Source organism: Streptomyces sp. NPDC045678, assembly GCF_056432085.1.
Genome location: NZ_JBWKJS010000006.1, coordinates 349,055 through 373,474 on the forward strand (window position 1 = coordinate 349,055; position 24,420 = coordinate 373,474).

Below are 24,420 nucleotides of genomic sequence, written 5' to 3' on the forward strand. Positions count from 1 at the left end.
TCTGGTCATCCTCCTGCAAGGAGAACTGCTGTGGTGTGTCTGATGGTGTCAACGAGTTGCCCCCTGCAAACATTCCCTACGCTAAAGAAATTTTTCGGTAACCTAATTACCTGCGAGTAGCGAGAGCAGTTGTGTTCGCTGCGTGACCAGCGGGAGACTGGGACCGATATGAACGACGCCGACCCCAGTGCAGTCGACATCAGCGCCCAGCTGGAGCGCGCCAACAGCCTGCTGGAGCGTGTCCTCGCCGAGGTGGCGAGGACACCGTCCACGCACGCGATCTTCGTGGACGCCGGGTACCTGTACGCCGCCGCGGGCCGCCTCGCCGCCGGGACCGAGGACCGGCGCGCCTTCGACCTCGACGCGGAGGGCCTCATCGAGGCGCTCATCGACAAGGCGCGCACGATCTTCGCGGACAGCCGGCTGCTGCGCGTCTACTGGTACGACGGTGCCAGGCGCCGCATCCACACCACCGAGCAGCAGTCGATCGCCGAGCTCCCCGACGTCAAGGTCAGACTCGGCAACCTCAACGCCAACAACCAGCAGAAGGGCGTCGACTCCCTGATCCGCAGCGACCTGGAGTCACTCGCCAGGCACCGCGCCATCAGCGACGCGGCGCTCATCGGCGGCGACGAGGACCTCGTCTCGGCCGTCGAGGCGGCGCAGGGGTACGGCGCGCGGGTGCACCTGTGGGGCATCGAGGCCGCCGACGGACGCAACCAGGCGGAGGCACTGCTCTGGGAGGTCGACAGCCAGCGCACGTTCGACCTGGACTTCTTCAAGCCGTACGTGGCGCGGCGCGCCGTCACGACGTACGAGACGGCCGCGGCGGCCCACCGCCCCTCCCGCGACGACGTCCGCTTCGTCGGCGCGCAGATCGCCGCGAAGTGGCTCGGGGCGCGGGGCCGCGAAGCCCTGGTGGGGCTCCTGCCGGGACATCCCTATCTGCCCGGGTCCGTGGACCAGGACCTCCTGGTCGAGGCGGAGCGGCTGCTCCAGTACTCGTTGCGCGGCCAGTCGGACCTGCGCAGGGCGCTGCGGGACGGGTTCTGGGAGCACTTGCAGGCGCAGTACTGACCCTCCGGGATCATCCGGCCCCGTTCTCGACGCTCAGTTCTCGTCGCTCAGTTCTTGTCGCTCAGTTCTCGCCCCAGAAGCCGACCAGGGCCGCGGCCGTCTCCGCGGGGCGGTCGGTGTTGGGGGAGTGCTCGGCGCCGTGGATCACCGTGCGGTGGGCGTCCAGACGGCGGGCCATGTCGTCCAGGAGCGGCACGGGCCAGGTGTCGTCGCGCTCGCCCGAGATCACGTGCTTGGGCAGCGGCAGCGCGGCGAGCTCGGCCACGCGGTCCGGCTCCGTGGAGAGCTGCCTGCCGGTGGCGATGAGCTGGGCCGGGCTGTGCCGCAGCCACCGTGCGCGCAGGGTCTCGCTGTCGTCCGCCGCCCCGTCGACCTCCGCGCCCGTCTCCGCCTCCTGCGGGGGCGGCGGCTCCATGGCCCGCATCGCCTGCCACACCTCGTCCATGGACAGTGTCGCGAGGGCGTCCGCCAGCATCTTGGCGCGCGTCCGCTGGAGGGGGTCGATCGCGGCGGGGCCCGACGACATCAGGGTGAGGGTGGCGAAGGGGCCGGGGTCGAGCAGGACGGCGGCGCGGGCGATCTGGCCGCCGAGGGAGTGACCGAGGAGATGAAGTCGGCCGAGGGCGCCCTCGTGCCCGCCCCCGCCCCCATCCCCGCGCCCGTCCCCGTCCCCGGTCAGGGCGGCGGCCTGCGCCAGCACGTCGCGGGCCAGCTCCTCCTGGGCGTACGCCGCCACGTCGTCCGAACCCGGCGTCTCGTACTGTCCGCGCCCGTCCACGGTCACCGCGCGGTAGCCCGCGGCGGTCAGCGGCTCCAGGAGGGCGATGAAGTCCTCCTTGCTGCCGGTGAACCCGGGAAGCAGGAGCACGGTCCCCCGGCGCCGGACACGTTCCGCCGGAACGGCGTCGAGAACGGCGAAGTCACCCCGCGTGGTGCGGAGGGTCCGCGCGCTCGCGCAGGGGGGCGGTACGAAGGTGGGCGGCCTGCTCATGGCCCCGAGGCTAACGCGTGCCGTGCACAGCTGTGTGCCGTGCCCGACGCGAGAAGGCCCGCCCCGGGTGGGGGCGGGCCTTCTGCGAGGCGGGCGGCCGGTGGAGGACCGGACCGGAGGGGACCGGAAGGTCAGCCCTCCGACGTCTCCACGGCTTCCGCCTTCTTGCGCGTGCGACGGCGCGGCGCCGGGGCGGTCGCCTCGGCCTCGACCGTCTCCGCCGGGGCGGCAGCGGCCTTGCGCGTACGACGACGGGGCTTGGGCTCCTCCGTCGCCTGGGCGGGGATCCCGGCCTCGGGGGCGGCTGCCTCCGTGGCCTTGGCGGCGGTCTTGCGGGTGCGGCGCTTCGGCTTCTCGGCTTCGGCGTCGGTCGCGGTGACCTCGGGGGCGGCAGCCTCCGGTGCCTTCTCCGCGGTCTTGCGGGTGCGGCGCTTGGGCTTGTCCTCGGCCGGGGCTTCCGTGGTGGCCTCGGGTGCGGCTGCCTCGACGACCTTCTCCGCGGTCTTGCGGGTGCGGCGCTTCGGCTTGTCCTCGGCCGTGGCCTCGGGGGCGGCAGCCTCGGGTGCCTTGGCCGTGGTCTTGCGGGTGCGGCGCTTGGGCTTTTCGGCTTCGGCGTCGGTCGCGGTGGCCTCGGGGGCGGCAGCCTCGGGTGCCTTGGCCGTGGTCTTGCGGGTGCGGCGCTTGGGCTTTTCGGCTTCGGCGTCGGTCGCGGTGACCTCGGGGGCGACAGCCTCCGGTGCCTTCTCCGCGGCCTTGCGGGTGCGACGCTTGGGCTTGTCCTCGGCCGGGGCCTCCGTGGTGGCCTCGGGCGCGGCTGTCTCGGCGGGCTTCTCCGCGGTCTTGCGGGTGCGGCGCTTCGGCTTGTCCTCGGCCGTGGCCTCGGGGGCGGCAGCTTCCGGTGCCTTCTCCGCGGCCTTGCGGGTGCGGCGCTTGGGCTTGTCCTCGGCCGGGGCCTCCGTGGTGGACTCGGGCGCGGCTGCCTCGACGACCTTCTCCGCCGCCTTGCGGGTCCGGCGGCGCGGCTTCGTAACCGGAGCCTCCGCCTCGGCGGCGGCGGGGACGGTGGCGACCTCGGCGGCGGCAGGCGCGGGCGCCTCCGTCACGACGGCGGTCGCGGTCCCGGCCGGAGCCACCTCGGACGCCGCACCGGAACGCGTGCGCCGACGACGACGCGGTGTACGCGGCTCGGTCGCCTCGGCCACCGGGGAGCTCACCTCGGCGACCGGAGCGCTCGCCTCGGCCGCCGGAGCGGCCTGAGCCGACGCGGTGGCCTCTAGCGGGCTGCCGCCACGGGTACGGCGACGACGCCGCGGCGTACGCGCGGGACGCTCGCCCTCGGCGGCCGCCGGGCCCGAACGGTCCCGGTCCCTGTCACGGTCCCGGTCACGGTCCCGGTCCCTGTCACGGCCGCGGTCCCGACCGCGGTCACGGTCCCGGTCGCGGTCCTGCGTACGACCGCCGGAGCGGCCACCGCGGCCGCGGCCACCGGTCTCGCCGAGGTCCTCGACCTCTTCCGCGCCCAGACCCGCACGGGTCCGCTCGCCGCGCGGCAGAACACCCTTCGTGCCTGCCGGGATGCTCAGCTCCTCGTACAGGTGCGGGGAGCTGGAGTACGTCTCGACCGGGTCGTTGAAGCCCAGGTCCAGCGCCTTGTTGATCAGCTGCCAGCGCGGGATGTCGTCCCAGTCGACCAGCGTGATCGCGATGCCCTTGGCGCCCGCGCGGCCGGTGCGGCCGATGCGGTGCAGGTACGTCTTCTCGTCCTCGGGGGACTGGTAGTTGATGACGTGCGTGACGCCACCGACGTCGATGCCGCGCGCGGCGACGTCCGTGCAGACGAGCACGTCCACCTTGCCGTTGCGGAACGCGCGCAGGGCCTGCTCGCGCGCGCCCTGCCCGAGGTCACCGTGCACGGCGCCCGAGGCGAAGCCCCTGCGCTCCAGCTGCTCGGCGATGTCGGCGGCCGTCCGCTTCGTACGGCAGAAGATCATCGCGAGTCCGCGGCCCTCGGCCTGCAGGATGCGCGAGACCATCTCGGGCTTGTCCATGTTGTGCGCGCGGTACACGTACTGCTTCGTGTTCGCGACGGTCTGGCCCTCGTCGTCCGGCGCGGTGGCGCGGATGTGCGTGGGCTGCGACATGTACCGACGGGCCAGGCCGATGACCGCGCCCGGCATGGTCGCCGAGAACAGCATCGTCTGGCGCTTCGCGGGAAGCATGTTGATGATCTTCTCGACGTCGGGCAGGAAGCCCAGGTCGAGCATCTCGTCGGCCTCGTCGAGGACCAGGCACTTGACGTGCTTGAGATCGACCTTGCGCTGACCGGCGAGGTCCAGCAGGCGGCCCGGGGTGCCGACGATCACGTCGACGCCCTTCTTGAGGGCCTCGACCTGCGGCTCGTAGGCCCGGCCGCCGTATATGGCGAGGACACGGACGTTGCGTGCCTTGCCGGCGGTCAGGAGGTCGTTCGTCACCTGCTGGCACAGCTCGCGGGTGGGAACCACCACGAGGGCCTGCGGGGCCTCGGTCAGCTGCTCGGGCTCGGCGCGGCCCGCCTCGACGTCGGCGGGGACGGTCACGCGCTCCAGGATCGGGAGGCCAAAGCCGAGCGTCTTGCCGGTGCCGGTCTTCGCCTGGCCGATGACGTCCGTACCCGAGAGGGCGACGGGGAGCGTCAGCTCCTGGATGGGAAAGGGATTGATGATGCCGACGGCTTCGAGGGCCTCGGCCGTCTCGGGAAGGATCCCGAGCTCTCGGAAAGTCGTAGTCAGGGCTATGCCTCTTCTGTGAGACGCGGCGTGAGGCGAACGCTGGGGGTCGTGACCGTGCCACTACCGCCGGCCGCTTGGTGGGCGGGCCGGGGGCGCGGGACCACTGCCGGCGCTCGAGCGCTCTTACCGCTGAGGTTCCCTCCTCGTGCCGCACGCACCTGTGCGTACCGCCCGGAGGGCTGTCGGGTCGGAGCCGATCGGGCCACCGACCGGGCATCCTCATTCATACGGCCCGTCGAATATTCGGCAGGCGCATTACCACTGTACCGCGTAATCTCGCATGTGTGTCCGGCGAATTCGTCACATGGTCGTCGTCACAGTCACTGACCAGGGCCTTACGCCGTCCGGCAAGCGGGCTATTGTGCGCTTCATGGAGACCCCCGACACCCCTGCAGAATCCGCCCCCGAGCTCACCGGAATCGCCGCCCAGGACTGGGCGAAAGCCGCCACCGAGCCGCAGTACCGCGCCGCTGTCGTGGACCTCCTCGGCGCGCTCGCCTACGGGGAGCTCGCCGCGTTCGAGCGGCTCGCGGAGGACGCGAAGCTCGCGCCGACGCTCGGCGACAAGGCGGAGCTGGCGAAGATGGCGTCGGCCGAGTTTCACCACTTCGAGCAGCTCAGGGACCGGCTCTCGGCGATCGGCGTGGAGCCGACGGAGGCGATGGAGCCGTTCGTCGCCGCGCTCGACGGCTTCCACCGGCAGACCGCTCCCTCCGACTGGCTGGAGGGCCTGGTCAAGGCGTACGTCGGCGATTCGATCGCCAGTGACTTCTACCGCGAGGTCGCGGCGCGTCTCGACGGCGACACGCGTGCGCTGGTGCTCGGCGTCCTCGACGACACGGGGCACGCGAGCTTCGCCGTGGAGAAGGTGCGCGCCGCGATCGAGGCGGACCCCCGGGTCGGCGGGCGGCTCGCGCTGTGGGCGCGGCGCCTGATGGGTGAGGCGCTGTCGCAGTCGCAGCGGGTGGTCGCCGACCGTGACGCGCTGTCGACCATGCTGGTCGGGGGTGTCGCCGACGGGTTCGACCTCGCGGAGGTCGGACGCATGTTCTCCCGGATCACCGAGGCCCACACGAAGCGGATGGCCGCGCTGGGCCTGGCGGCGTAGGTCGTCTCTCGGGTGCGGGCGCGTGGGGGCTGGTCGCGCAGTTCCCCGCGCCCCTGAAAGATCCCGCCGGGGTCGGCGGCAGGCTGCGGGCCGCCTGTGGCTGGTCGCGCAGTTCCCCGCGCCCCTGAAAAGTCCCGCCGGGGCTCGTCCCGCAGTTTCCCGCGCTCCTGAGTGGTTGCCCCTGAGGGGGCGTCGGGGTGGTGCGGGGATTTTGGGGGCGCGGGGAACTGCGCGACCAGCCACAGCGGACCCGCGGATAAATCCCGCCCCCCCCGGTTGAGGGAGCTACGCCGTCGCCGAGCGGTGCAGTCTGGTGCGGGTGGGGCGGAGCAGGAGGGACAGCAGGGCCACGGAGACGGCCACCGCTCCCACGAGCGTCGCGGGGGCGTGGCCGGGGCCGAGTGCCATGTGTGTGATGAAGGCGCCGATGAGGGCGCCCGCGGGGCCCGTCGACAGGACCAGAGCGCGCGCGGGCAGCCGGTGCCCGTAGCGGTGCGCGGCGGCCCAGGCCAGGGCCAGGCCGAGCAGCATGGAGCCGAGTGCTTCCAGAATCACGGTGTGTGCCCTCCCTTGCGGCCGGTGCAAATCGGTCGTAGCCGGTCTACCCCCGGCGGCCGGAACGCAACCCTCCAAGATCGGGTCGCGTCGCCACACCCTCGTACAACGCACAAGAACGGCCCGGTGGTTGAGCCAACCACCGGGCCGTTCCATCAAGATCCACCAAGAGCGTCCTACAGGGCGCTGAAGCCCACCTTGCGCGTGGTGGGCTCGCCGAGCTCCACGTACGCGAGGCGGTCGGCCGGAACCAGGACCTTGCGGCCGTGGTCGTCCACGAGGCTCAGCAGCGGCGACTTGCCGGTCAGCGCCTCGGACACCGCGTGCTCGACTTCCTCGGCGCTCTGGCCGCTCTCCAGCACGATCTCGCGGGGCGCGTACTGCACGCCGATCTTGACCTCCACGGCTATGTCCCTCCGACGGTCAGTCTGTGCGCGGCCGTCCGCGCCGTACCCAGCACACATTAGCCCGGTGAGGGGACGGGGACGGCCGCGGCCGTGCACGCCGGTAGCGAACACGGAACGGGAACAGAAGCGCGAAGGGGTCAGTGGCCCTCGGCGCCGTGCAGCGGGAAGCCCGCGATGCCGCGCCAGGCGAGCGACGTGATCAGCTGGACCGCCTTCTCGCGCGGGACCGTGCTGGAGCTCGCCAGCCAGTACCGGGCGACGACCTGCGAGTACCCGCCGAGGCCGACGGCGAGGAGCATCGCCTCGTCGCGGGGCAGGCCGGTGTCCTCGGCGATGACCTCGCAGATCGCCTCGGCGCACTGCAGAGTGACGCGGTCCACGCGCTCCCGCACGGCCGCCTCGTTGGTCAGGTCCGACTCGAAGACCAGACGGAACGCGCCGCCCTCGTCCTCCACGTACGCGAAGTAGGCGTCCATCGTCGCGGCGACGCGGAGCTTGTTGTCCGTGGTGGACGCCAGCGCCGTGCGCACCGACTGCAGCAGCGACTCGCAGTGCTGGTCGAGCAGGGCGAGGTAGAGGTCGAGCTTGCCCGGGAAGTGCTGGTAGAGCACGGGCTTGCTGACGCCCGCGCGCTCGGCGATGTCGTCCATCGCCGCCGCGTGGTACCCCTGCGCGACGAAAACTTCCTGCGCGGCCCCGAGGAGCTGGTTGCGTCGGGCACGGCGCGGCAGGCGTGTGCCCCGCGGGCGTGCCGCCTCTGTCTGCTCGATGGCTGTCACGCCGCCTCCCAAATCGTCCGATGTGCGGTGAGCGCCGCGCCGCCATCGTACTTTTCGGTAACAGCGATGTGTGCGGTACGAGCGCAGAATTTCATGGACTGGACCACCGTCGACGGGCTGTTCAACGGTGCGTAGCAGGGCAAACACGGGCAGCCCGCGACGAGGCCTCAGCGGTAGTCGTCCTCGTCCAGGCTGATGACGCGGGCCTGCTCGGCCAGGTCGGCCTCGTTCGCCGCGCTCGGGTCGGCCTCCTGGAGGGAGTCGTCCCGGCTGGGGGTGAGGTCCGTGTGCTGTTCCGCCGCGTCCGCCTCCGGGGCCTCGACATCGGCCTCGCCTGCGGTGTTCTCCGTCTCGAAGGTGTCGGGATCGGTCGGGTCGACACTCATGTGTGGCTCGCTTCCCTCGCGGTACTCGGTGGCCCCCTGACGGTGGCCTCGTACTCAGTGTGGTGCGAGTGCCCCGTAGTCCCTCAATTCATCGCCCTTCATGACGATCTCCACAAGTCTCCACAAGCTGCTTCGAGCGTAGAAGAGACACGCATGGGGCGCTACGCGATTCGTGCACAACCTGTGACGGCGAACACGTGAACTACCGCGTGATCGTCTCGTAACATTGCCGCATGTCTTCGACCGAGCTGCCCGGCCTGCTGGCCTCCACCGTCGCTCCCAAGCCGGGTGTCGTGGCGGTCGCGGACGGCGAGCGGCTCGACTCCGTGGCACTGCCAGGACTGTCGTTGACCGTGCGTTCACGGCCGTCGACCGGCCCCGGACTGCCGCCCGCGCTCTTCGTGCACGGGCTCGGCGGCTCCTCGCAGAACTGGTCGGCCCTGATGCCGCGCCTCGAGGACGTCGTCGACTGCGAGGCGCTCGACCTGCCGGGATTCGGGGACTCCCCGCCACCGGACGACGGGGACTACTCCGTCACGGGGCACGCCCGCGCCGTCATCCGCTACCTCGACGCGCGTGACCGCGGCCCCGTCCACCTCTTCGGGAACTCGCTCGGCGGCGCCATCGCGACGCGCGTCGCCGCGGTCCGCCCGGACCTGGTCCGGACGCTCACCCTGGTCTCGCCCGCCCTGCCCGAGCTGCGCGTGCAGCGCACGGCGGTGCCGACCGGACTCCTCGCGGTGCCGGGCGTCGCCACCCTCTTCACGCGGCTCACCAGGGAGTGGACGGCCGAGCAGCGGGTGCGCGGCGTCATGGGGCTCTGTTACGGCGACCCGGGCAAGGTCACGCCGGAAGGATTCACCGCGGCGGTCCACGAGATGGAGCGCAGGCTCCAGCTCCCCTACTTCTGGGACGCGATGGCCCGCTCGGCGCGCGGCATCGTGAACGCGTACACGCTGGGCGGCCAGCACGGACTGTGGCGGCAGGCCGAGCGGGTGCTCGCGCCGACGCTCCTCGTCTACGGCGGGCGCGATCTGCTCGTCTCCTTCCGCATGGCGCGCAGGGCGGCCGCCGCGTTCCGCGACTCGCGGCTGCTCACGCTGCCCGACGCGGGACACGTCGCGATGATGGAGTACCCCGAGACGGTGGCCACCGGATTCCGTGAACTGCTCGTCGACACAGGTGAGTCGGATGCCGTGGGCCAGGGTGCCGCACGCGTGGGTTCGGGGAGCTGAGGCGGCGCGTGGGACGTCACAGCCGCCGGAGCCCGGCAGACACGACCGACAACACCGGCACCTCGGGCACACCGCTGTCGCGGAGCGTGGGCCGGCAGCCGGAGCCCGGCACGGGGCGGCGCAGGCGGGGCAGCGCGGCGGACGGCACGTCGGCGGAGGGCACGTCGGCGGAGGGCACACCGGCGGACGGGACGCCCGCCCACGGCGTGCCCCGGCCCACCCCGCCCCACGGCGTCCCGCACGTCCGCGGCGGGCACCCCGAGCAGCGGGAGCCCGGCGGCGCCTGGGGAGACACCAGGGGTGACGCCACAGGAACCGGCCCCGGCCCCCGCGCCACGGGCCCCGGCCCCCGCATCGTGACCGGCTCCGGGTCCGGCACCGTCCCCGGCCCCCGCCAGGATTACGTCGCCGCCTTCCCCGAGGGCCGGAGGCCGGGCGTGCGGCCGCAGGCCCCCCGCGACCCGTACGCCTCCGTCACCCAATGGGACACGGAGCCCGACGGAGACGGTGACCTCGCGGACGGTGAGGACGGCGGCGGCAGGAAGCGCGGCCGCAACTGCACCATGACCGTCGTCGTGGCCGCCGCCGTGACCACTGTGATCGCCGTGGTCGTCGCGGGCCAGATGGCCGGCGGGGCCGAGGGCTCGGACCCGCGGCCCCGCGCGGCCCCGGGCGGCGCGCGCGACACGGAGGACCCCGCGTCCCGTTCCGACCGCCGCCCCACCCCCGCCGAGGTGCGGAAGGAGACCCCGGCGACGTACGACGAGAAGATGAAGAAGACGTACCCGCTGGACGCGAAGCTCAAGGCGTCCGGCGACTTCGACGCGATAGCCGGCTTCGACAGGGCGCCCGGCAGGGGACAGAAGTTCCGCTACCGCGTCGACGTGGAGAAGGGACTCGGTCTGGACGGGAAACTCTTCGCGCAGGCCGTGCAGAAGACCCTGAACGACGACCGCAGTTGGGCCCACAAGGGCGCCCGCACCTTCGAGCGCATATCGTCGGGCAAGCCCGATTTCGTCATTACGCTCGCCAGCCCGGGAACGACCGGCGACTGGTGCGCGAAATCCGGTCTCGACACGACCCAGGACAACGTGTCGTGCGATTCCGCCGCGACGGACCGCGTAATGATCAACGCTTATCGATGGGCCCAGGGCGCGCCCACCTACGGCGACGAGGTCAAGAAGAAGTTCGGCAATGCCATCCACCCCTACCGGCAGATGCTGATCAACCACGAGGTCGGCCACCGGCTCGGCTTCAACCACACGGACTGCTCGAAGAGCGGGGACCTCGCGCCCGTCATGCAGCAGCAGACGAAGTTCCTGGAACACGACGGAATCAAGTGCAAGGCCAACCCCTGGGCCTTTCCGAAGAGTTGAGTCGGGGAGTCACCCCTGCCGCCCCGCGCCGTCCGTTCCGCTTTGACATTTGTCGGAAGTTCGTTCATATTTCTCCGCATGTCGAACCGTCACGCCCCTACGAGCGCCGCCATTGAGCTGGCGCTGTTCGGCGTGACCGCGCTCTGCGTGGCCGACATCCACTGTTGCTGACGCCCGCCCCGGCGAGTGCGTCGCTTTCTCCGGCTCCTGCGCTTTTCCGCGCCCGTGTGCCGTTTTCTCCCGCACCTTTCCCGGGGTGAGCTCTGTCGCTCCCTTTTCTCACTCATCCCCGAGAGGTCTCTTTCCGATGCGTCAAACGTCCGTCATAGCCCGCCGCGTGGCAGCGGCATCCGTCAGCCTGGTCCTGGCCTCGGGCGCCGTCGCCTGCGCGGGCCCGAAGGACAGCGGCGCCGGGAGCGGCGACGGCAAGCCCGCCGAGGGCGGCACGCTCACCGTCCTCAACCGCGATCCGCAGACCGACTTCGACCCCGCGCGCCTGTACACCTCCGGCGGCGGCAACGTGCCGAGCCTCGTCTTCCGCACGCTGACCACCCGCAACCGCGAGGACGGCGCCAAGGGCGCGGAGGTCGTCCCCGACCTCGCGACGGACCTCGGCAAGCCGAGCAAGAACGCCACCGTGTGGACGTACACCCTGAAGAAGGGCCTCAAGTACGAGGACGGCTCGGCGATCACGTCGGCGGACGTGAAGTACGGCATCGAGCGGTCCTTCGCCGCCGAACTCAGCGGTGGCGCGCCCTACTTGCGGGACTGGCTCATCGGCGGGGACAAATACCAGGGGCCCTACAAGGACAAGAGCGGCAAGGGGCTCGCGTCCATCGAGACGCCCGACGAGCGGACCATCGTCTTCCATCTGAACAAGCCCGAGGGCGAGTTCCCCTTCCTGGCGACGCAGACGCAGTTCACGCCGGTGCCGAAGGCCAAGGACAAGGGCACGAAGTACGAGGAGCACCCGGTCTCGTCCGGGCCCTACAAGGTCGTCAAGAACGAGAACGACGGCGAGCGGCTGCGTCTGGAGCGCAACCCGCACTGGTCCGCGAAGAACGACCCCGAGCGCAAGGCCTACCCGGACGTCATCGACGTACGGTCCGGGCTCGACCAGTCCGTCATCAACCAGCGGCTCTCCGCGAGCCAGGGCGCCGACGCCGCCGCCGTCACCACCGACACCAACCTCGGCCCCGCCGAGCTCGCCAAGGTCGCCGGTGACAAGGAGCTCTCCTCGCACGTCGGCACCGGCCACTTCGGCTACACGAACTACCTCGCCTTCAACCCGAAGGTGAAGCCGTTCGACGACCCGAAGGTCCGCCAGGCCATCTCGTACGCCGTGGACCGCTCCTCGGTCGTCAACGCGGCAGGCGGCTCCTCGCTCGCCGAGCCCGCCACCACGTACCTGCCGAACCAGAAGTCGTTCGGATACACGAAGTACGACCACTTCCCGGCGGGCCCCTCCGGCAACCCGAAGAAGGCCAGGGAGCTCCTGAAGGAGGCCGGGCACAAGGACGGGCTCACCATCACGCTCACGCACTCCAACGCCAAGGACTTCGAGACCAGCCCCGAGATCGCCACCGCCGTCCAGGACGCGCTGAAGAAGGCCGGGATCACCGTCAAACTCCAGGGCCTCGAGGACAACGACTACAAGGACAAGACGCACAGCGCCAAGGACGAGCCCGGCCTCTTCCTCGCCCACTGGGGTGCCGACTGGCCCTCCGGCGGCCCCTTCCTCGCCCCGATCTTCGACGGACGGCAGATCGTGAAGGACGGCGCCAACTTCAACACCGGCTTCCTCGACGACAAGTCCGTCAACGACGAGATCGACGAGATCAACAAGCTGACCGACCTGAAGGCCGCCGCGAAGCGGTGGGGCGCCCTCGACAAGAAGATCGGCGAGGAGGCGCTGACCGTGCCGCTCTTCCACCCGGTCTACAAGCGCCTGTACGGCAAGGACGTCAAGAACGTCGTCATCAGCGACTGGACCGGCGTCCTCGATGTCTCCCAGGTCGCGGTGGAGTCGTCGTGACCGTCCGCTCCGTCTTCTGGGGGCGGCTGCGCGCACAGCGCGCCGCCCTCGTGGCGGCGGGCGTCGTCGCGCTGCTCGTCGTCGTGGCGCTCGCCGCGCCGCTGCTCACCGCCCTGGAGGGGCAGGACCCCACCACGTACCACCCGGACCTCATCGACTCGGCGCGCGGCGGCGTGCCGGTCGGCCCGCTCGGCGGGATCAGCGGCGAGCACTGGCTCGGCGTCGAGCCGCAGACCGGGCGCGACCTCTTCGCCCGCCTCGTGTACGGGGCGCGGGTCTCGCTCGGCGTCGCGCTCGCCGCGACCGTCGTGCAGGTCACCGTCGGTGTGGCGGTCGGGATGGCCGCCGGGTTCGGCAATCGCTGGGTCGACCAGGTGCTCAGCAGGGCCACCGACGTCATCGTGGCCCTGCCGCTCATGGTCTTCGCCCTCGCGCTGATGGCGGTCGTGCCCAGCGGATTCCCGCGGCCCGTGCTCGTCGCCCTCGTCATCGGGCTCGTCGCCTGGGGCGGCATCGCCAAGATCGTGCGCGCGCAGACCATCACGCTCAAGGAGCTCGACCACGTGGCCGCCGCGCGGCTCAGCGGCTGGGGCTCCGTGCGGATCGCCCGCCGCGAACTGCTGCCCGCCCTCGCCGCGCCCGTCATCACCTACGCCGCACTGCTCGTCCCCACCAACATCACCGTCGAGGCCGCGCTGTCCTTCCTCGGCGTGGGCGTGAAACCGCCCACCGCGTCATGGGGACAGATGCTCACGTCCGCCGACGTCTGGTACCAGGCGGCGCCGCAGTACCTGCTGTATCCGGCGGGCGCGCTGTTCGTGACCGTGTTCGCCCTCACCGTTCTCGGTGACGGTGTGCGCACGGCGCTCGACCCGCGGGCCGCGTCGCGGCTGCGGATCGGCGCCGGCCGGAAGCAGGAGGCCCGCGCATGACCGGCTTCCCCGGGTTCCTGCTGCGGCGCCTCATCGGCGCCGTCGTCACGCTCCTCGCGCTCTCCGTCATCATCTACGCGGTCTTCTACACCGCTCCGGGCGACGTCGCCCAGATCACCTGCGGCCCGCGCTGCTCACCCGCCCAGGTCCAGCAGGTCGCCGAGCAACTGCGGCTCGACGACCCGCTGTACGTCCGCTACTGGGACTTCCTGCGGGGCATCGTCGTGGGCCAGGACTACTCGACGGGCACCGGCACCGAACACTGCGCCGCGCCCTGCCTCGGGATCTCCTACCAGAGCGACCAGCAGGTCACCGCGCTGATCACGACGAAGCTGCCGGTCACCGGGTCGCTCGCGCTGGGCGCGATGGTGCTGTGGCTCGTCCTGGGGGTGGGCGCGGGCGTGCTCTCCGCCTGGCGGCGCGGCCGGATCAGCGAGCGCGTGCTGACCGCCGTCACGCTCGCGGGCACCGCCACGCCCGTCTTCGTGATCGGCCTGCTCCTGATGATCGTGGTCTGCGGTCAGCTCCAGTGGCTGCCCTTCCCGCAGTACGTGCCCTTCGCGGACGACCCGACGCAGTGGGCGTGGAACCTGCTCCTGCCCTGGCTCTCGCTGGCCCTCATCGAGGCCGCCAAGTACGCGCGCCTGACCCGTTCCTCGATGCTGGAGACCCTCGCCGACGACCACGTGCGGACCTTTCGCGCGTACGGCGTGGGGGAGCGGACGATCATCGGGAAGCACGCGCTGCGCGGCGCCGTCGCGCCCGTCATCGCGCTGACCGCCAACGACTTCGGGTCGATGTTCGGCGGCGCGGTGCTCAGCGAGACGCTGTTCGGACTGCCGGGACTCGGGCGCGAACTCGTGCACGCGGTCAAGGTCGTCGACCTGCCGGTGGTGGTCGGGATGGTCATGGTCACCGGCTTCTTCGTGGTGCTCGCCAATGCCGTCGCGGACGTGCTGTACGCGGTGGCCGACCGACGGGTGGTGCTGTCATGAGTCTCGTACGGGTCGAGGACCTGAGCGTCGAGTTCGGGGCCGGATCCGGTGCCGGGGGCGCCGGTGTCGTACGCGCCGTCGACGGCGTCTCCTTCACGCTGGAGAAGGGCGGCGCGCTCGCCCTCGTCGGCGAGTCGGGATCCGGCAAGTCGACCGTGGCGTCCGCGCTCCTCGGCCTCCACCGGGGCACGGGCGCGCGCGTCGACGGGAAGGTGCTGGTCGACGGCGTCGACGTACAGGCGGCGTCCGAGGCCGAACTGCGCGGGCTGCGCGGCGGAAAGGCCGCGATGGTCTTCCAGGACCCGCTCTCCTCGCTCGACCCGTACTACGCGGTCGGCGACCAGATCGCCGAGGTGTACCGCGTGCACACCGGAGCGTCCCGGCGGGCGGCACGCGCGCGTGCCGTGGAAGTGCTCGACCGGGTCGGCATTCCCGACGCGGCCCGCCGCTCCCGCTCACGGCCGCACGAGTTCAGCGGCGGCATGCGCCAACGCACGCTGATCGCCATGGCGTTGGCGTGCGAGCCCGCGCTGCTGGTTGCCGACGAGCCGACCACCGCGCTCGACGTCACCGTCCAGGCCCAGATCCTCGACCTGCTGCACACGCTGCGGACCGAGACCGGCATGGGACTGCTCCTCGTCACCCACGACGTGGGCGTCGCGGCGGAGAGCGTCGACGAGGTCCTCGTCATGCGGGGCGGGCGCGCGGTGGAGCGCGGCGAGGTGCGGGACATCCTCGGCGCGCCCCGGGAGGCGTACACACAGGAACTCCTCAAGGCGGTGCCCCGGGTGGACGCACCGCTCGTGCCGGCCGCCGGGGAGCCGGGCGAGGTCGTGCTCGAAGCCGTCGGGCTCCGGCGCGAGTTCGGACGCGGGAAGCGCGCGGTCACCGCGGTCGACGACGTCTCCCTCACCGTCCGCCGGGGCGAGACCCTCGGTGTGGTCGGCGAGAGCGGCAGCGGCAAGACCACGCTCGGACGCATGCTGGTCGGCCTTCTGGCCCCCACCGCCGGGCAGCTCCTCCACGGGGGTGCGGAGAAGCCCGGCGGGCAGGTGGTGCCGGGCGTGCAGATGGTGTTCCAGGACCCCGTCTCCTCGCTCAACCCGCGGCGCTCCGTCGGCGAGTCGATCGCCGACCCGCTGCGCGCACGGGGTGAGAGCGACACCCTTGTACGGGGGCGTGCGCGGGAGCTCCTGGAGCGCGTCGGCCTCGATCCGGCGCACTACGACCGCTACCCGCACGAGTTCAGCGGCGGACAGCGCCAGCGCGTGGGCATCGCGCGGGCGCTCGCGGGCGAGCCGCGCCTCATCGTGTGCGACGAGCCGGTGTCGGCGCTCGACGTGACGACCCAGGCACAGGTCATGGACCTGCTCGCCGAGCTGCAACGCGAACTGGGCCTCGCCCTGGTCTTCGTCGCGCACGACCTCGCCGTGGTGCGCCAGGTCAGCGACCGGGTCGCCGTGATGCGGCAGGGGCGGATCGTGGAGCAGGGCCCGGTGGCGGAGGTGTACGGGGCGCCCCGGGACCCTTACACGAAACGGTTGCTCGCGGCCGTGCCCGCGCTCGACCCGGAGGCCGCGGCCCGGCGGCGGGCGGCCCGCGAGGAGCTGGCCGCAGCCTGACCGACGGTGACGAAAAGCAGCCTCTGAACCGCTATAGCGCGACAGAACGCTACCGGCGCGGGAAAGTTACTGCCGTTCACCCCTTCTGGTGGCGCGATGGACAACCGTCCGTCGCGCCACCCGCATGACCGCTTACGTTCGTCCCGCTGCGAGCCGCCGGCCAACGGCGGCTCACCGAACGGGAGATCGGGGGTGCGCTCGTGCGCGTCGGACTGCTTACGGAGGGTGGCTATCCGTATGTGAGCGGTGAGGCGAGGCTCTGGTGCGACCGGCTCGTACGGGGGCTCGGGCAGCACGAGTTCGACATCTACGCGCTCAGCCGCAGTGCGCGGCAGGAGGCGCAAGGCCGGGTCGAGCTGCCGCCCCAGGTCGGCAGGGTGTGCACGGCGCCGCTGTGGACCGTCGACGACGGGACGCTCCGCGCCGCCGGGCCCCGCGGGGGGCGCGGACGGCGGGCGCGGCGGCGGTTCGAAGAGCACTTCGGCGAACTCGCGGAAGCCGTCTGCGGGGGCGATCGCGACGCGGTGGCGGACCGTTTCGGCAACGCTCTGTACGGACTCGCCGAACTCGCCCGCGACGAAGGCGGTCTGGTCGGCGCGCTGCGCTCGGAGTCCGCCGTCCGCGCCCTGGAACGGGTCTGCCGCGCGCCCGGCGCGCTGCGGGCCGCCCACACCGCACGCGTCCCCGACCTGCTCGCCGCCGCCGGCCTGATGGAGCGGGCCCTGCGGCCGCTCTCCCTCGACTGGTACGGGCCCGACGCACTCGGCGCCGTCGACCTCTGCCATGCCACCTCCGGCGGTCCCGCGGCGCTCCCCGGACTCCTGGCGAAGCACTTCGCGGGGGTGCCGCTGCTCGTCACCGAGTACGGCGTGCAGCTGCGCGCGCACTACCTCGCGGCGGGCGGCACGGACCTGAGCACGCCGACGCGGGCCCTGCTCGCCTCCTTCCACGGCCTCCTCGCCGCGGAGGTCTACCGCGCGGCCACACTCGTCACCCCCGGCAACACCCACGCCCGGCGCTGGCAGGAACGCTGCGGCGCCGACCGCGCCAAGCTGCGCACGGTCCACCCCGGCATGGAGGCGGGCCGCTTCACGGAGATCGGCGAGGCGGGGTACGACGACTTCGGCGCCGCCCCCGACACCCTCCTGTGGGTCGGCCGCGTCGAGCCCGCCAAGGACCTGATCTCCCTGCTCCACGCCTTCGCGGAGATCCGCGCGCAGGTACCGGGGGCGCGTCTGCGCATCGTCGGGGCGCCCGCGGAAGGACCCGAGGCGCAGGCCTACCTCGCGCACTGCCGGGTCCTCGCCGCGCAGCTCTTCCCCGACGAGGCGGCCGGCGCGCACGCCATCGGCGACAACCCCGTCTCCTTCGAGGAGATCGGCGGACCCGACGTGCCCGGCCTCGCCGACGCGTACGCCTCCGCGGGCGTCGTCGTCCTCTCCAGCGTCGTCGAGGGCTTCCCGATCAGCCTCGTCGAGGCCATGTTCTGCGGACGCGCGACCGTCTCGACGGATGTCGGGGCGGTGGTCGAGGTCATCGGCGGCACGGGACTCGTCGTACCGCCGCGCAACCCGCGGGCGCTCGCGGAGGCGTGCGTGGCGCTCCTGCGCGACCCCGAGCGGTGCGCGCGCCTCGGCGCTGCGGCGCGGGCGCGAGCTCTCGAACTCTTCACCGTCGAGCAGAACATCGCGGCATTTCGGAGCATCTACCTGGAAATCGTCTCGCACTGTCCCGTCCGCAGGGACGCGGTGGACGAGGCGGGCGAACCGGTGCCGTTCGCGCACCCGGCGGAGGCGTACGTCCCGGGGCGCTGGGCGGCCGCGGTGGGTGCCACGACCGGGGCGGACCACCGGGACGCCGAGGACGGGGTGCCGGTGGCGGTGCCGGTGCCGGTGCCGAGTTGGGCCGTGACGGAAGAGGTTCCTGTGGGGGATCGGTTGAAGGGGGCTGCCGTATGAAGGGGCACAAGGGGGCCGGTGCGACCGGTGCCGTGGACGCGCCGCGCGCCCCGGAAGGCGCGAGCGGCTGGGACTCCCGGTCGGAGGAGCTGCTGCACGCCGGGGCGGCTCTGCCCGGCGGCGGGGTGTCCGTTCCCGCCCCCGTGTCCGTGCCCGCGTTCGGTGAAGGTGGGCAGGGCGGCTTCGCCGGGCTCGTGGACGGCGACGACGGCGACAGTGGCTGGGACGCGCGCGGCAAGGGCAGGCGCGAGGGCGCCGCGAGCCGGTCGCCGCTCGCCCGCGCCACCGCCCGAGCCAGGACGCCCCGGCGCGGCGCCGCCGACCCCGTGAAAGCCCTCATGCACCGGCACCGCGAGCTGTGCGAGCGTGCCATCGACCCCTTGGAGATCGCGGCGGGCCTCGAGGCGCACGGCGTCACCGACCGGGCGGCCGCACGCTTCCGGCACCGGGACGTGTTCGCGCTGGCCGAGGAGATGTACGCGCGCGTGCCGACCCTCCCGGACGGACGCACCCCGTCGACGGCGGAGGTACGCCCCGCGCCGTCCCCGCAACGAGAAGTCCCCCGCGGCTGGGCCCTGTTCGCCCTCCTGCCCGGCGCCGTCTGCGCGGCCGTCGTCGCGGGGGTCGCGTTCAGTGCGGGGCACGCACGGCTCGTGATCGCGTCCGTCGGCGCACTCGCCGTCGCCCTCGCCCTGCGCGTCGCCCTGCACAACGGCCCCCTGCGCATCGCCCGACGGAGCGGCACCCGGCGCGCCGTCACCCGCCCCGTACCCGCCACACGCGCGTGGGTGTGCTGGCTCCTCGCGTACGCCCTGCTCGGTGACGGCCTCCTGAACGGTGCCGTCACGGGCGGCCCCGGCGACCTCTGGGACCCGGCGGTCGCCGCGCTCCTCGGACTCGCGCTCGCCGTCGCGCCCGCGATCTGGTGCGCCCGCCTCTTCGCGGTACGGGCCGGGATGCGGCTCGCCGCCAGTCGCGGGCTCGACGAATTCGCCGCCGCCGTACGGCCGTTGCTCCTCGGCGTCCTCGCGCTGTTCCTGTGTGCGCTCGGCGCGCTGCTCGCGGGGGCGTACGCGCTGCTCGGCGACGCGGGCACCGGCCCGGGGGCCGGAGCCCCCGCCCTGACCGGCGCGTTCGCACTCGGCGCCCTGCTCCTGCTCGCCCGGCTCCTCGCCGTCCACGGCTTCACCCGCGCCCCCGGCCTGCTCATCGGCGTCGCGGGCTCCTGCGAAGCGGCCGCACTGGCCCTGGTGTTCGCCGGTCGGCTCCCCGGGCTCGACGCGCTCGACGCCCCCGCCACCGCCGTCATCGAGGCGTGGGGCCCCGGCGTCGTGCCGGCCGCCGCGTGCGGCGCCGCCGCCCTCGTCCTCCTCGTCCACGCGGCCAGGACCCTCACCCTGGCCTCGGCCCACGCCGGTTCCGGTGCGGACCACTCCTCCGACCACTCTCCCGCGGGGCCGACACCGCGGGCCCACCCCGTGCACCACGGCAACTTCCCGAAGGAGAAACACAGATGACCACCCGCAGCCGTCTCCGCCGCCGAGCGGCCACCCCGGGAGGCGCCCGATGAGGGTGCTGCTGATCGGAGCCAACGGATACCTCGGCCGGTTCGTCGCCGACCGGCTGCTCGCCGACCCGGCCGTGCAGCTCACCGCGCTCGGCCGCGGCGACGACTCGGACGTACGGTTCGACCTCGCCAGCGGGAGCCCCGGCGCGCTCACCCGCTTCCTGGACGCGGTCCACCCGGGCGTCGTCATCAACTGCGCCGGTGCCACCCGGGGCGGCGCCCGCGACCTGACCCGGCACAACACCGTCGCCGTCGCCACCATCTGCGAGGCCCTGCGGCGCAGCGGCTGCGGGGCGCGCCTCGTGCAGCTCGGCTGCGGCGCGGAGTACGGGCCGAGCCAGCCGGGATCCTCCACGGCCGAGGACGCGGTGCCGCGGCCCGGCGGCCCCTACGGCGTCAGCAAGCTGGCCGCCACGGAACTGGTGCTCGGCTCCGGGCTCGACGCCGTGGTCCTGCGCGTCTTCTCGCCCGCCGGGCCCGGCACGCCCGCCGGTTCGCCGCTCGGGCGGCTCGCGGAGGCCATGCGGCGCGCGATGCAGGCGGGGGACGGCGAGCTGAAGCTCGGAGGGCTCGGAGTGCAGCGCGACTTCGTCGACGTGCGCGACGTGGCGCGCGCCGTGCACGCCGCCTCGCTCTCCGCGGCCCAGGGAATCGTGAACATCGGCGCCGGACGCGCCGTACGACTGCGTGACGCGGCCGCCGTCCTGGCCCGCGTCGCGGGGTACGGCGGCGCGCTGCACGAACTCGACCAGGTGCCCGTGCGGACATCCATCGGCCACCCCCGCGGCGAATCCGAGCACGGGGGGCCGGCCGCGGCCGCGTACCCCTACCCGGACGGCTGCGGGAGCTGGCAGCAGGCCGACGTCCGCACCGCGCGGGACCGGCTCGGCTGGCGGCCCCGCATCAACCTCGAAGAGTCACTCGCCGACATCTGGATGGAGGCCGCATGCCGCATCTGACCAGGACCACGAGGGGTACCGCGAGCACCGAGGTACGCATAGGCTTCGGCGTCCCGGGCTTCGCCCACCCGCTGATCGCCCCCGTCGAATGGTCCGAACTCACCCGGCCCGGCACCCCCTTGAAGTGGGTTGTCCTGAATGTCGCCAACGGCCCGGGGGAGCGGCCGGACCCGCACTGTCTGGAGGCGGCGGGCCGGCTGCGGAACGCGGGCGTCCGCGTCCTCGGCCACCTGGACACGACGTATGGAGCGCGCGCCTTCGGCGAGTTGATCTCCGACGCGCACCGCTACCTCGACTGGTACCAGGTCGACGGCTTCTCGCTGGACCGCTGTCCGACCGAGCGGGCCGCGCTCCCCGAGGTGCGCAGGACGGTGACGACCCTGCGGGCCATGATCCGGGACGCGCACATCGTCCTCGGGCACGGGACGCACCCGTACCCCGGGTACGCCGAGACGGGCGACCAGCTGGTGACCTTCGCCGGCCCGTGGAGCGACTACCGCTGGTCGCAGGTCGCCGAGTGGACCGCGGAGTACCCGCCCGAGCGCTTCTGCCACTTCGTGCACGGCATGCCGCGCGGTCACCTGGAGGAGGCGCTGCGCATCGCCCGCTGGCAGGGCGCCTCGACGATCTACTTCACGGACCGCGTGGACGGGGGTGGCTCGGGCGACCCCTGGGAATCCATGCCCGGTTACTGGGACGAAATCGTCTCGCGTATCGGAACAGGTGTCTCGGAATGAAGAAGGGCGTGGCAGTGTTACGTGCAGAACAACCGTTCCGCATAACCGACCAACGGAGTCCCCGTGTCGCTGCCACCCCTGGTCGAGCCCGCATCCGAGCTCACCGTCGATGAGGTTCGCAGGTACTCCCGCCACCTGATCATCCCCGACGTCGGGATGGACGGGCAGAAGCGGCTGAAGAACGCCAAGGTGCTGTGTGTCGGCGCCGGTGGCCTCGGGTCGCCGGCGCTGATGTACCTGGCCGCGGCGGGTGTCGGCACGCTCGGCATCGTCGAGTTCGACGAGGTCGACGAGTCCAACCTGCAGCGGCAGATCATCCACAGCCAGGCGGACATCGGCCGTTCCAAGGCGGATTCCGCGAAGGACTCGGTCCTCGGCATCAACCCGTACGTGAACGTGATCCTTCACAAGGAGCGGCTCGAGGCCGACAACGTGATGGACATCTTCAGCCAGTACGACCTGATCGTCGACGGCACCGACAACTTCGCGACCCGTTACCTGGTCAACGACGCGTGCGTGCTGCTCAACAAGCCGTACGTATGGGGTTCCATCTACCGCTTCGACGGCCAGGCGTCCGTCTTCTGGAGCGAGCACGGCCCCTGCTACCGCTGCCTCTACCCGGAGCCCCCGCCGCCCGGTATGGTCCCCTCCTGCGCCGAGGGCGGCGTGCTCGGCGTGCTGTGCGCGTCGATCGGCTCCATCCAGGTCACCGAGGCGATCAAGGTCCTCACGGGCACGGGTGACCCGCTGGTCGGCCGCCTGATGATCTACGACGCCCTGGAGATGCAGTACCGCCAGGTCAAGGTCCGCAAGGACCCCGACTGCGCCGTCTGCGGCGAGAACCCCACCGTCACCGAGCTCATCGACTATGAAGCCTTCTGCGGCGTCGTGTCCGAGGAGGCCCAGGAGGCGGCGGCCGGTTCGACGATCACTCCCAAGCAGCTCAAGGAGTGGATCGACGACGGCGAGAGCATCGAGATCATCGACGTCCGCGAGATCAACGAGTACGAGATCGTCTCGATCCCCGGCGCCAAGCTGATCCCGAAGAACGAGTTCCTCATGGGCAACGCGCTCCAGGACCTCCCGCAGGACAAGAAGATCGTCTTGCATTGCAAGACGGGTGTCCGCAGTGCGGAAGTCCTCGCCGTGCTGAAGTCCGCGGGCTTCTCGGACGCCGTGCACGTGGGCGGCGGCGTGATCGGCTGGGTCAACCAGATCGAGCCGGACAAGCCGGTCTACTGACCTGTTGGAAAGCCCCGCTCACCCAAGGTGAGCGGGGCTTTTCTCATGAGCAGACCTTGCCGTCCTCCGGCGCCTCGCCGTCGAGGAGGTACGTGTCGATCGCGTCGTCCACGCAGTCGCTGCCCTTGCCGTACGCCCCGTGGCCCTCGCCCTTCCACGTCAGGTGGACGCCGACGTCCTTGCCGAGCTCGTCCGCCATCTTGCGGGCTCCCGCGTAGGGGGTGGCCGGGTCGCCCGTGTTGCCGACGACGAGGATCGGGTCGGCGCCGGGTGCGCTGACCTCGGGGGAGTCGTGCAGACCGGCCACCGGCCACTCGTGGCACCAGCCCGCCGTGTCCCAGCCGAGGAACTCCCCGAAGACCGGCGATATCCCGCGGAACCGGTCCAGGCGCTTCTTCGCCTCCGCGGGAGTGGTCCGCGCCTTGGCGTCCAGGCAGGCGATGGCCCGCTGGGAGTGGCTCTGCGTGCTGTAGCGACCCGAGGCGTCGCGTTCGTTGTAGGCGTCGGCGAGCTGGAGCAGCGCCGAACCGTCGCCCTTCTCGGCGTCCTCCAGGCCGCGGGTCAGCGCGGGCCAGGTCTGCTTGCTGTAGAGGGTCACCAGGACGCCGGTGTAGGCGAGGGACTCGGTCAGCTTCCGGTCGCCCGAGGCGCGCATCGGCTCGGCGTCCAGGCGCTCGAACAGCTTCCGTATCTTCGCGGAGCCCGCCTCGGGGTCCTGGCCGCGGGAGGTGAAGTAGTTGTCCAGGGCGCGCTGGAAGCCCCGCGCCTGGTTCTCCGCGTGGCCGATCGAGTCGGCGCTCGGGTCGACGACCGCGTCGAACACGAGGCGGCCGACGCGCCGGGGGAACAGGTGGGCGTACGTGCCGCCGAGTTCGGTGCCGTACGAGACGCCGAAGTAGTGCAGCTTGTCGTCGCCGAGGACCTGGCGCAGGACGTCCATGTCGCGGGCCGCGTCGTCCGTCGAGACGTGCCCGACGAGCTTCTTCGAGTTCCGGGCGCAGCCCGCGCCGAAGTCCTTCGCGTCCTTGAAGTACGCCTTCTCCTCGGCCGCGGTGTCCGGCGAGAGGTCGACCTTCTCCTCCGCGGCCCGGGTCGCCGCGTCGTCCCGGCAGCGCACGCCCTTGCTTGCCGCGACGCCGCGCGGGTCGAAGCTCACCAGGTCGTACCGCTCGCGCAGCGAGCCGTACGAGTCGGCGAAGGACGGGAGGCCGGAGACGCCCGAGCCGCCGGGACCGCCGAAGTTGAAGAGGAGGGAACCGATGCGGTCGCCCTTGCCCGTGCTCTTGGCACGGATCAGGGCGATGCCTATCGTCCCGCCGTCCGGCTTGCCGTAGTCCAGCGGGACCTTCAGCGTCGAGCACTGCCATTCGTTGCCCGGCGCGCTGCCGCCCTCCGGGGCCTTGCAGCGGCCCCAGTCCAGCTTCTGGGCGGTCAGCGAGGCAGGCAGGGTGGAGGAGGGGTCCGGCTTCGGCTTCGGCTCGGGGGCGGTCGCCGAGGGGTTCTTGCCGTCGCCCCCTTCCCCGTCGTCGGACGAGCCGCAACCGGCGGCCAGACCCGCCACGAGCACGCCTGCTGCGGCCAGGGCCGCGGACCGTACGAAACGCTGCATGAAGGCGCTTCCCCCCTCGGAAGACAGTTCAGGCCATCGTAGGCGGGGCCACTGACAGGGCAGGGGCGGGGGAGGCGGC

Annotated in this window: 21 protein-coding genes; 14 read left to right on the forward strand and 7 right to left on the reverse strand. The window is 72.2% G+C overall.

Going from position 1 to position 24,420, the window contains the following annotated elements; all coding sequences use genetic code 11:
* Window positions 1-168: 168 nt before the first annotated feature.
* Entirely contained in the window at window positions 169-1,077 is a 909-nt protein-coding gene (locus AC07DO_RS22665) for an NYN domain-containing protein (protein WP_479062067.1), read from the forward strand.
* 61 nt (window positions 1,078-1,138) lie between these two features.
* Here the strand turns inward: AC07DO_RS22665 and AC07DO_RS22670 are convergent, their stop codons facing one another.
* Together AC07DO_RS22670 and AC07DO_RS22675 are read right to left on the reverse strand one after the other, a co-directional pair.
* Window positions 1,139-2,068 (reverse strand): alpha/beta fold hydrolase, encoded by a 930-nt coding sequence (locus AC07DO_RS22670; RefSeq protein ID WP_479062068.1) that lies wholly within the window; start codon window positions 2,066-2,068, stop codon window positions 1,139-1,141.
* 131 nt (window positions 2,069-2,199) lie between these two features.
* Window positions 2,200-4,845, reverse strand: coding sequence for a DEAD/DEAH box helicase (locus tag AC07DO_RS22675; protein ID WP_479062480.1), 2,646 nt, complete (start codon window positions 4,843-4,845; stop codon window positions 2,200-2,202).
* 355 nt (window positions 4,846-5,200) lie between these two features.
* Between AC07DO_RS22675 and AC07DO_RS22680 the strand changes: the two genes are divergently transcribed.
* Window positions 5,201-5,947 (forward strand): ferritin-like fold-containing protein, encoded by a 747-nt coding sequence (locus AC07DO_RS22680; RefSeq protein ID WP_479062069.1) that lies wholly within the window; start codon window positions 5,201-5,203, stop codon window positions 5,945-5,947.
* 285 nt (window positions 5,948-6,232) lie between these two features.
* Here the strand turns inward: AC07DO_RS22680 and AC07DO_RS22685 are convergent, their stop codons facing one another.
* The 4 genes from AC07DO_RS22685 to AC07DO_RS22700 form a co-directional block, all read right to left on the reverse strand.
* Complete coding sequence (locus tag AC07DO_RS22685; RefSeq protein WP_479062070.1) at window positions 6,233-6,502, reverse strand: hypothetical protein; 270 nt, start codon at window positions 6,500-6,502, stop codon at window positions 6,233-6,235.
* A gap of 176 nt (window positions 6,503-6,678) precedes the next feature.
* A complete protein-coding gene (locus tag AC07DO_RS22690; RefSeq protein ID WP_362999486.1) occupies window positions 6,679-6,906 on the reverse strand; it encodes a DUF3107 domain-containing protein in 228 nt (75 codons plus the stop codon).
* A 140-nt stretch (window positions 6,907-7,046) separates the two neighbouring features.
* Window positions 7,047-7,688 (reverse strand): TetR/AcrR family transcriptional regulator, encoded by a 642-nt coding sequence (locus AC07DO_RS22695; RefSeq protein WP_268773320.1) that lies wholly within the window; start codon window positions 7,686-7,688, stop codon window positions 7,047-7,049.
* A 167-nt stretch (window positions 7,689-7,855) separates the two neighbouring features.
* Window positions 7,856-8,074 carry a hypothetical protein gene (locus tag AC07DO_RS22700; protein ID WP_479062071.1) on the reverse strand — a complete coding sequence of 73 codons (219 nt, stop codon included), beginning with the start codon at window positions 8,072-8,074 and terminating at the stop codon, window positions 7,856-7,858.
* Window positions 8,075-8,307: 233 nt separating this feature from the next.
* Here AC07DO_RS22700 and AC07DO_RS22705 point away from each other — a divergent pair, with 233 nt between their 5' ends.
* From AC07DO_RS22705 to moeZ, 12 genes are all read left to right on the forward strand, one after another.
* Entirely contained in the window at window positions 8,308-9,309 is a 1,002-nt protein-coding gene (locus tag AC07DO_RS22705) for an alpha/beta fold hydrolase (protein ID WP_479062072.1), read from the forward strand.
* 8 nt (window positions 9,310-9,317) lie between these two features.
* Window positions 9,318-10,685 carry a DUF3152 domain-containing protein gene (locus tag AC07DO_RS22710; protein ID WP_479062073.1) on the forward strand — a complete coding sequence of 456 codons (1,368 nt, stop codon included), beginning with the start codon at window positions 9,318-9,320 and terminating at the stop codon, window positions 10,683-10,685.
* 78 nt (window positions 10,686-10,763) lie between these two features.
* On the forward strand, window positions 10,764-10,856 hold the full coding sequence (locus AC07DO_RS22715; protein WP_362328461.1) for an Ms4533A family Cys-rich leader peptide: 93 nt from the start codon (window positions 10,764-10,766) through the stop codon (window positions 10,854-10,856).
* Window positions 10,857-10,992: 136 nt separating this feature from the next.
* Window positions 10,993-12,720, forward strand: coding sequence for an ABC transporter substrate-binding protein (locus tag AC07DO_RS22720; protein WP_479062074.1), 1,728 nt, complete (start codon window positions 10,993-10,995; stop codon window positions 12,718-12,720).
* The gene (locus AC07DO_RS22725) at window positions 12,717-13,652 is read left to right on the forward strand and encodes an ABC transporter permease (RefSeq protein WP_479062076.1); all 936 of its coding nucleotides are present in this window, start codon (window positions 12,717-12,719) and stop codon (window positions 13,650-13,652) included. The genes AC07DO_RS22720 and AC07DO_RS22725 overlap by 4 nt, the downstream gene beginning before the upstream one ends.
* A complete protein-coding gene (locus tag AC07DO_RS22730) occupies window positions 13,649-14,647 on the forward strand; it encodes an ABC transporter permease (RefSeq protein WP_479062078.1) in 999 nt (332 codons plus the stop codon). The genes AC07DO_RS22725 and AC07DO_RS22730 overlap by 4 nt, the downstream gene beginning before the upstream one ends.
* Window positions 14,644-16,269: a dipeptide ABC transporter ATP-binding protein gene (locus AC07DO_RS22735; RefSeq protein WP_479062079.1), complete on the forward strand. Its 1,626-nt coding sequence runs from the start codon at window positions 14,644-14,646 to the stop codon at window positions 16,267-16,269. Before AC07DO_RS22730 ends, AC07DO_RS22735 begins: the two co-directional genes overlap by 4 nt.
* Before the next feature lie 200 nt (window positions 16,270-16,469).
* Window positions 16,470-18,227 (forward strand): DUF3492 domain-containing protein, encoded by a 1,758-nt coding sequence (locus tag AC07DO_RS22740; RefSeq protein WP_479062080.1) that lies wholly within the window; start codon window positions 16,470-16,472, stop codon window positions 18,225-18,227.
* Window positions 18,224-19,744 carry a hypothetical protein gene (locus tag AC07DO_RS22745; protein ID WP_479062081.1) on the forward strand — a complete coding sequence of 507 codons (1,521 nt, stop codon included), beginning with the start codon at window positions 18,224-18,226 and terminating at the stop codon, window positions 19,742-19,744. The genes AC07DO_RS22740 and AC07DO_RS22745 overlap by 4 nt, the downstream gene beginning before the upstream one ends.
* A 49-nt stretch (window positions 19,745-19,793) precedes the next feature.
* Window positions 19,794-20,753: an NAD-dependent epimerase/dehydratase family protein gene (locus tag AC07DO_RS22750; RefSeq protein WP_150171966.1), complete on the forward strand. Its 960-nt coding sequence runs from the start codon at window positions 19,794-19,796 to the stop codon at window positions 20,751-20,753.
* Window positions 20,741-21,490, forward strand: a complete 750-nt coding sequence (locus AC07DO_RS22755) for a spherulation-specific family 4 protein (protein ID WP_479062082.1) — start codon at window positions 20,741-20,743, stop codon at window positions 21,488-21,490. Before AC07DO_RS22750 ends, AC07DO_RS22755 begins: the two co-directional genes overlap by 13 nt.
* 63 nt (window positions 21,491-21,553) lie before the next feature.
* The gene (moeZ, locus tag AC07DO_RS22760) at window positions 21,554-22,732 is read left to right on the forward strand and encodes an adenylyltransferase/sulfurtransferase MoeZ (RefSeq protein WP_479062083.1); all 1,179 of its coding nucleotides are present in this window, start codon (window positions 21,554-21,556) and stop codon (window positions 22,730-22,732) included.
* A gap of 43 nt (window positions 22,733-22,775) precedes the next feature.
* Here the strand turns inward: moeZ and AC07DO_RS22765 are convergent, their stop codons facing one another.
* Window positions 22,776-24,341 carry an alpha/beta hydrolase gene (locus AC07DO_RS22765; protein WP_479062085.1) on the reverse strand — a complete coding sequence of 522 codons (1,566 nt, stop codon included), beginning with the start codon at window positions 24,339-24,341 and terminating at the stop codon, window positions 22,776-22,778.
* Window positions 24,342-24,420: the final 79 nt, after the last annotated feature.